Origin of the sequence: Streptomyces sp. 13-12-16, assembly GCF_002114215.1 — a bacterium.
Classification (GTDB): Bacteria; Actinomycetota; Actinomycetes; order Streptomycetales; family Streptomycetaceae; genus Streptomyces.
This window is the reverse complement of the sequence record NZ_NCTE01000610.1, coordinates 1-5,602: the sequence shown is the minus strand read 5'-3', so window position 1 is coordinate 5,602 and position 5,602 is coordinate 1. Positions and strand designations below refer to the sequence as shown.

Here is a 5,602-nt window from a genome sequence, read left to right as displayed (position 1 = left end):
CCACCACCGGCGCGCCCGGCCCGCTGGCGGCGCAGCCGGCCCCGGCGGCCGGCCCCGGCGAGCCGACCGCGCGGCTGAACCCGAAGTACCTCTTCGACACGTTCGTCATCGGCGCGTCCAACCGCTTCGCGCACGCGGCCGCGGTCGCCGTCGCCGAGGCACCGGCGAAGGCCTACAACCCGCTGTTCATCTACGGGGAGTCCGGGCTCGGCAAGACCCATCTGCTGCACGCGATCGGACACTACGCGCGGAGCCTGTACCCCGGCACGCGCGTGCGGTACGTGAGCTCGGAGGAGTTCACCAACGAGTTCATCAACTCCATCCGCGACGGCAAGGGCGACAGCTTCCGCAAGCGGTACCGCGAGATGGACATCCTGCTCGTCGACGACATCCAGTTCCTGGCGGACAAGGAGTCGACGCAGGAGGAGTTCTTCCACACCTTCAACACGCTCCACAACGCCAACAAGCAGATCGTGCTCTCCAGCGACCGGCCGCCCAAGCAGCTGGTCACGCTGGAGGACCGGCTGCGGAACCGTTTCGAGTGGGGCCTGATCACCGACGTCCAGCCGCCGGAGCTGGAGACCCGCATCGCGATCCTGCGCAAGAAGGCGGTGCAGGAGCAGCTCAACGCCCCGCCGGAGGTGCTGGAGTTCATCGCCTCCCGGATCTCGCGGAACATCCGTGAGCTGGAGGGCGCGCTGATCCGGGTGACGGCGTTCGCCTCGCTCAACCGGCAGCCGGTGGACCTGGGCCTGACGGAGATCGTCCTCAAGGACCTGATGCCCGGCGGCGACGACTCGACGCCGGAGATCACCTCGACGGCCATCATGGGCGCCACGGCCGACTACTTCGGCCTCACGGTCGAGGACCTGTGCGGCAGCTCCCGGGGCCGGCAGCTGGTGACGGCCCGCCAGATCGCCATGTACCTGTGCCGTGAGCTGACGGACCTGTCGCTGCCGAAGATCGGCGCGCTGTTCGGCGGCCGTGACCACACCACGGTGATGCACGCCGACCGGAAGATCCGCAATCTGATGGCCGAGCGGCGTTCCATCTACAACCAGGTCACCGAGCTCACCAACCGCATCAAGGCCGGCTGAGCGGCCCACAGGCCGGACTACTCCTCGTCGAAGGCGCCCCCGGAGCGATCCGGGGGCGCCTTTTCGTGTCCCGGAGCGGTCCGGGAGAGCGTCTCCTTCGTCGCCCGGAGCCGTCCGAGAGCACCCTCCCCGTCTCCCGGAGACGTCCAAGGGCACCCCCTTCGTCTCCCGGAGCGCCTCGCCTCCTCGTGGAGCACCGCGGCGCTGTTCGATTCCGAAGCCCGGTTACGGCCTTCCTCCACAGATTCGGTGACTTTTTCCCGTCCACATCCTGGGGACCGGGAAGTTGTCCCGATCTTGTCCACAGGGCAGCCTGTCGAGGAGCCATCGGGCCAGTTCAGTGGGGTGTGGATACGTGGAAAAGCGATCTCCACAGGCTGTGGAAAAAGTAGGGACCCGCAACCTGTGCACCGAGTTGTCCACGGGCAACCCACAGGCTGGAGGCGGTTGTCCCCAGTGATGGCCCGGTTCTCCACATGGCTGTCCACTGTTCGGCAACTCAACGCGCCCTCTCACCGTGGCGAGTGAAAGGCGTCACACCGAGCTGCCGCGGGGGCCTGTGGGAAAGAGCCTCAAACCTGGGGACGGAGCTGGGGAGAACTCGCCCCTCCCTGTGCACGGGATGTGCAGAACTTTCCGTTCTCCACAGAGAAGCCCAGTTGTCCACGGCCTCCACCCACAGGCCCCGTGGACAAAATCCCCAACCTGACCTGCGGAAACGAGGTTATCCACGGTATCCACAGGCCCTACTACTACTCCCAACTAGAGAGAGCGAGGAATTCGTTTCGAAGGAGGCCCTGTGCACAACTCGGTGTCTCGGCCCCGACTGCCACTCGTCACGACTTGACCCCGAGGGGCACCTACTGTCAGTGCGGTGCGTCAGACTGTTCCCGGTGTCCTTCCCCTCACCGGGGCCGACGACACCGAGTCAGACGACGAAAGCCAGGCAGGGCGAGAAGCGCCGGCAACAGCAGGAGGCGGCAACAGTGAAGATCCGGGTGGAACGCGACGTACTCGCGGAGGCAGTGGCCTGGGCGGCGCGCAGCCTCCCGGCCCGTCCGCCGGCCCCTGTCCTCGCCGGCCTGCTCCTGAAGGCCGAGGACGGCCAGCTGAGCCTGTCCAGCTTCGACTACGAGGTCTCCGCGCGGGTGTCGGTGGAGGCGGAGGTCGAGGAGGAGGGCACGGTCCTCGTCTCGGGCCGGCTGCTGGCCGACATCTCCCGCGCCCTCCCCAACCGGCCGGTGGAGATTTCCACAGACGGTGTACGGGCGACGGTGGTCTGCGGCTCCTCGCGGTTCACACTCCACACACTGCCTGTGGAGGAGTACCCGGCCCTGCCGCAGATGCCGAACGCGACGGGCACGGTACCCGGCGAGGTCTTCGCCTCCGCCGTGCAGCAGGTCGCCATCGCGGCCGGCCGTGACGACACGCTGCCCGTCCTCACCGGTGTGCGCATCGAGATCGAGGGCGACACCGTCACGCTGGCCTCCACCGACCGCTACCGCTTCGCGGTCCGCGAGTTCCTGTGGAAGCCGGAGAACCCGGAGGTCTCCGCGGTCGCCCTGGTGCCCGCCAAGACGCTCCAGGACACCGCCAAGGCGCTGACCAGCGGTGACCAGGTGATCCTGGCGCTGTCCGGCTCGGGTGCGGGCGAGGGCCTGATCGGCTTCGAGGGTGCCGGTCGCCGTACCACCACGCGCCTGCTGGAGGGCGACCTCCCGAAGTACCGCACGCTGTTCCCGACCGAGTTCAACAGCGTCGCCGTGATCGAGACCGCCCCCTTCGTGGAGGCCGTCAAGCGCGTGGCCCTGGTCGCCGAGCGCAACACCCCGGTGCGGCTGAGCTTCGAGCAGGGCGTGCTCATCCTGGAGGCCGGTTCCAGTGACGACGCACAGGCTGTGGAAAGGGTCGACGCCCAGCTGGAGGGCGACGACATCTCGATCGCCTTCAACCCGACGTTCCTGCTGGACGGCCTGAGCGCCATCGACTCCCCGGTGGCCCAGCTGTCCTTCACCACGTCCACCAAGCCGGCGCTGCTCAGCGGCCGTCCGGCGGTGGACGCGGAGGCGGACGACGCCTACAAGTACCTGATCATGCCGGTGCGGCTCAGCGGCTGACCGTCGTCCCGAGCAAAGCCGCAGGTGAGGGCTGCGCATGAGCGCGTATGCCCACAGATGTGCGCGGGCGTCCGGGTTTAGGCTCGGACGCCGGCACGTACGTGCCGACACGCCACGTCGCATACCTAAGGATCACAACTGATGGAGCTCGGTCTCGTCGGCCTCGGCAAGATGGGTGGCAACATGCGCGAGCGGATTCGCCGCGCGGGTCACACCGTCCTCGGATACGACCGCAACCCGGACCTCGCCGATGTCCACAGCCTGCGGGAGCTTGTGGACAAGCTCAGCGGCCCCCGTGTGGTGTGGGTGATGGTTCCGGCGGGCGGGCCGACCCAGTCCACGATCGACGAGCTCGCCGAGCTGCTCGAGCCGGGTGACGTCGTCGTGGACGGCGGCAACTCCCGCTGGACGGACGACGAGAAGCACGCGGAGGAGCTGGCGGCCAAGGGCATCGGCTTCGTCGACTGCGGCGTCTCGGGCGGCGTCTGGGGCCTGGAGAACGGCTACGCGCTGATGTACGGCGGCGACAAGGAGAACGTCGCCAAGGTGCAGCCGGTGTTCGACGCCCTGAAGCCGGAGGGCGACTTCGGCTCGGTGCACGCGGGCAAGGTCGGCGCGGGCCACTTCGCGAAGATGGTCCACAACGGCATCGAGTACGCCATGATGCAGGCCTACGCCGAGGGCTGGGAGCTCCTGGAGAAGGTCGACTCGGTGACCGACGTCCGGGAGGTGTTCCGTTCCTGGCAGGAGGGCACCGTCATCCGCTCCTGGCTGCTCGACCTCGCGGTGAACGCCCTGGACGAGGACGAGCACCTGGACGGGCTCCGGGGTTTTGCACAGGACTCCGGTGAGGGACGCTGGACTGTGGAGGCCGCCATCGACAACGCGGTCCCGCTGCCGGCGATCACCGCCTCGCTGTTCGCGCGGTTCGCCTCCCGTCAGGAGGACTCGCCGCAGATGAAGATGATCGCGGCGCTGCGGAACCAGTTCGGCGGCCACGCGGTCGAGAAGAAGTAGTCCACAGGGCACGTCCCGTACCCACAGGACCGTATTCACAGGACCGTTTCCACGGTCCACAACGCCGGGGGAGGTCGGCGGAACGACCATGCACGTCACGCATCTGTCGCTGGCCGACTTCCGGTCCTATCCCCGGGTCGATGTCCCGCTCGACCCGGGGGTGACGGCCTTCGTCGGGCCCAACGGGCAGGGCAAGACGAACCTGGTCGAGGCGGTCGGCTACCTCGCCACCCTCGGGAGCCACCGGGTCTCCTCCGACGCCCCGCTGGTCCGCATGGGCGCCGACCGCGCGATCGTCCGGGCCCAGGTCCGTCAGGGCGAGCGGCAGCAGCTCGTCGAGCTGGAGCTGAACCCGGGCCGCGCCAACCGTGCCCGCATCAACAGGTCCTCGCAGGTCAGGCCCCGGGACGTGCTGGGCATCGTCCGCACGGTGCTGTTCGCGCCCGAGGACCTCGCCCTGATCAAGGGCGACCCCGGCGAGCGACGCCGGTTCCTGGACGAGCTGATCACCGCGCGCTCCCCGCGCATGGCGGGTGTCCGCTCCGACTACGACCGGGTGCTCAAGCAGCGCAACACCCTGCTGAAGTCGGCCGCGCTGGCGCGCCGGCACGGCGGCCGCACCCTGGACCTGTCCACGCTCGACGTCTGGGACCAGCACCTCGCGCGTGCGGGCGCCGAGCTCCTGGCGCAGCGGCTGGACCTGATCGCCACGCTCCAGCCGCTGGCCGACAAGGCGTACGAGCAGCTCGCGCCCGGCGGCGGGCCGGTCGCCCTGGAGTACAAGCCGTCCGCGCCCGGCGAGGCCCACACGCGCGAGGACCTTTTCGAGCAGTTGACGGCCGCTCTCGCCGAGGCGCGCAAGCAGGAGATCGAGCGGGGCGTCACCCTGGTCGGTCCGCACCGTGACGACCTGCTGCTCAAGCTGGGTCAGTTGCCCGCCAAGGGCTACGCCTCCCACGGCGAGTCCTGGTCGTACGCGCTGGCGCTCCGGCTGGCCTCCTACGACCTGCTGCGCGCGGAGGGCAACGAGCCGGTGCTGGTGCTCGACGACGTCTTCGCCGAGCTGGACGCGCGGCGGCGCGAGCGGCTGGCCGAGCTGGTGGCGCCCGGCGAGCAGGTCCTGGTGACCGCGGCGGTCGACGACGACGTACCCCATGTGCTGGCGGGCGCGCGGTTCGCCGTGTCCGAGGGGACGGTGGAGCGCGTATGACCGAACAGGGCACGCCCGGAGGCGGTACCGGGAAGACCCCCGAGCCGTCCGGTGTCGACCTCGCGCGCGTGGCGTTGCGCGCGGCCAAGGAGGCGGCACGCGCGCGTGGGGACGCGGCGCAGCAGCGGAAGCAGGCGCGGCGCGGCGGCCTGCGCTCCGGC

At 69.4% G+C, this 5,602-nt stretch carries 4 protein-coding genes and 1 pseudogene; all 5 read left to right on the top strand.

Annotated features, from left to right (window positions below):
- Positions 1–1,097, top strand: a 1,097-nt coding sequence (gene dnaA, locus B7767_RS24210) for a chromosomal replication initiator protein DnaA (protein WP_107486293.1), incomplete at its 5' end; no start/stop codon positions are given.
- A 986-nt stretch (positions 1,098–2,083) separates the two neighbouring features.
- Positions 2,084–3,214: a DNA polymerase III subunit beta gene (gene dnaN / locus B7767_RS24200; RefSeq protein ID WP_030857039.1), complete on the top strand. Its 1,131-nt coding sequence runs from the start codon at positions 2,084–2,086 to the stop codon at positions 3,212–3,214.
- A 141-nt stretch (positions 3,215–3,355) separates the two neighbouring features.
- Entirely contained in the window at positions 3,356–4,231 is an 876-nt protein-coding gene (gnd, locus tag B7767_RS24195; protein WP_030857037.1) for a phosphogluconate dehydrogenase (NAD(+)-dependent, decarboxylating), read from the top strand.
- Between the two features lie 88 nt (positions 4,232–4,319).
- The gene (recF, locus tag B7767_RS24190) at positions 4,320–5,441 is read left to right on the top strand and encodes a DNA replication/repair protein RecF (protein ID WP_085574055.1); all 1,122 of its coding nucleotides are present in this window, start codon (positions 4,320–4,322) and stop codon (positions 5,439–5,441) included.
- Positions 5,438–5,602: pseudogene (locus B7767_RS48295) on the top strand (DUF721 domain-containing protein); the annotation flags it as partial. The gene recF and the pseudogene B7767_RS48295, both read left to right, overlap by 4 nt.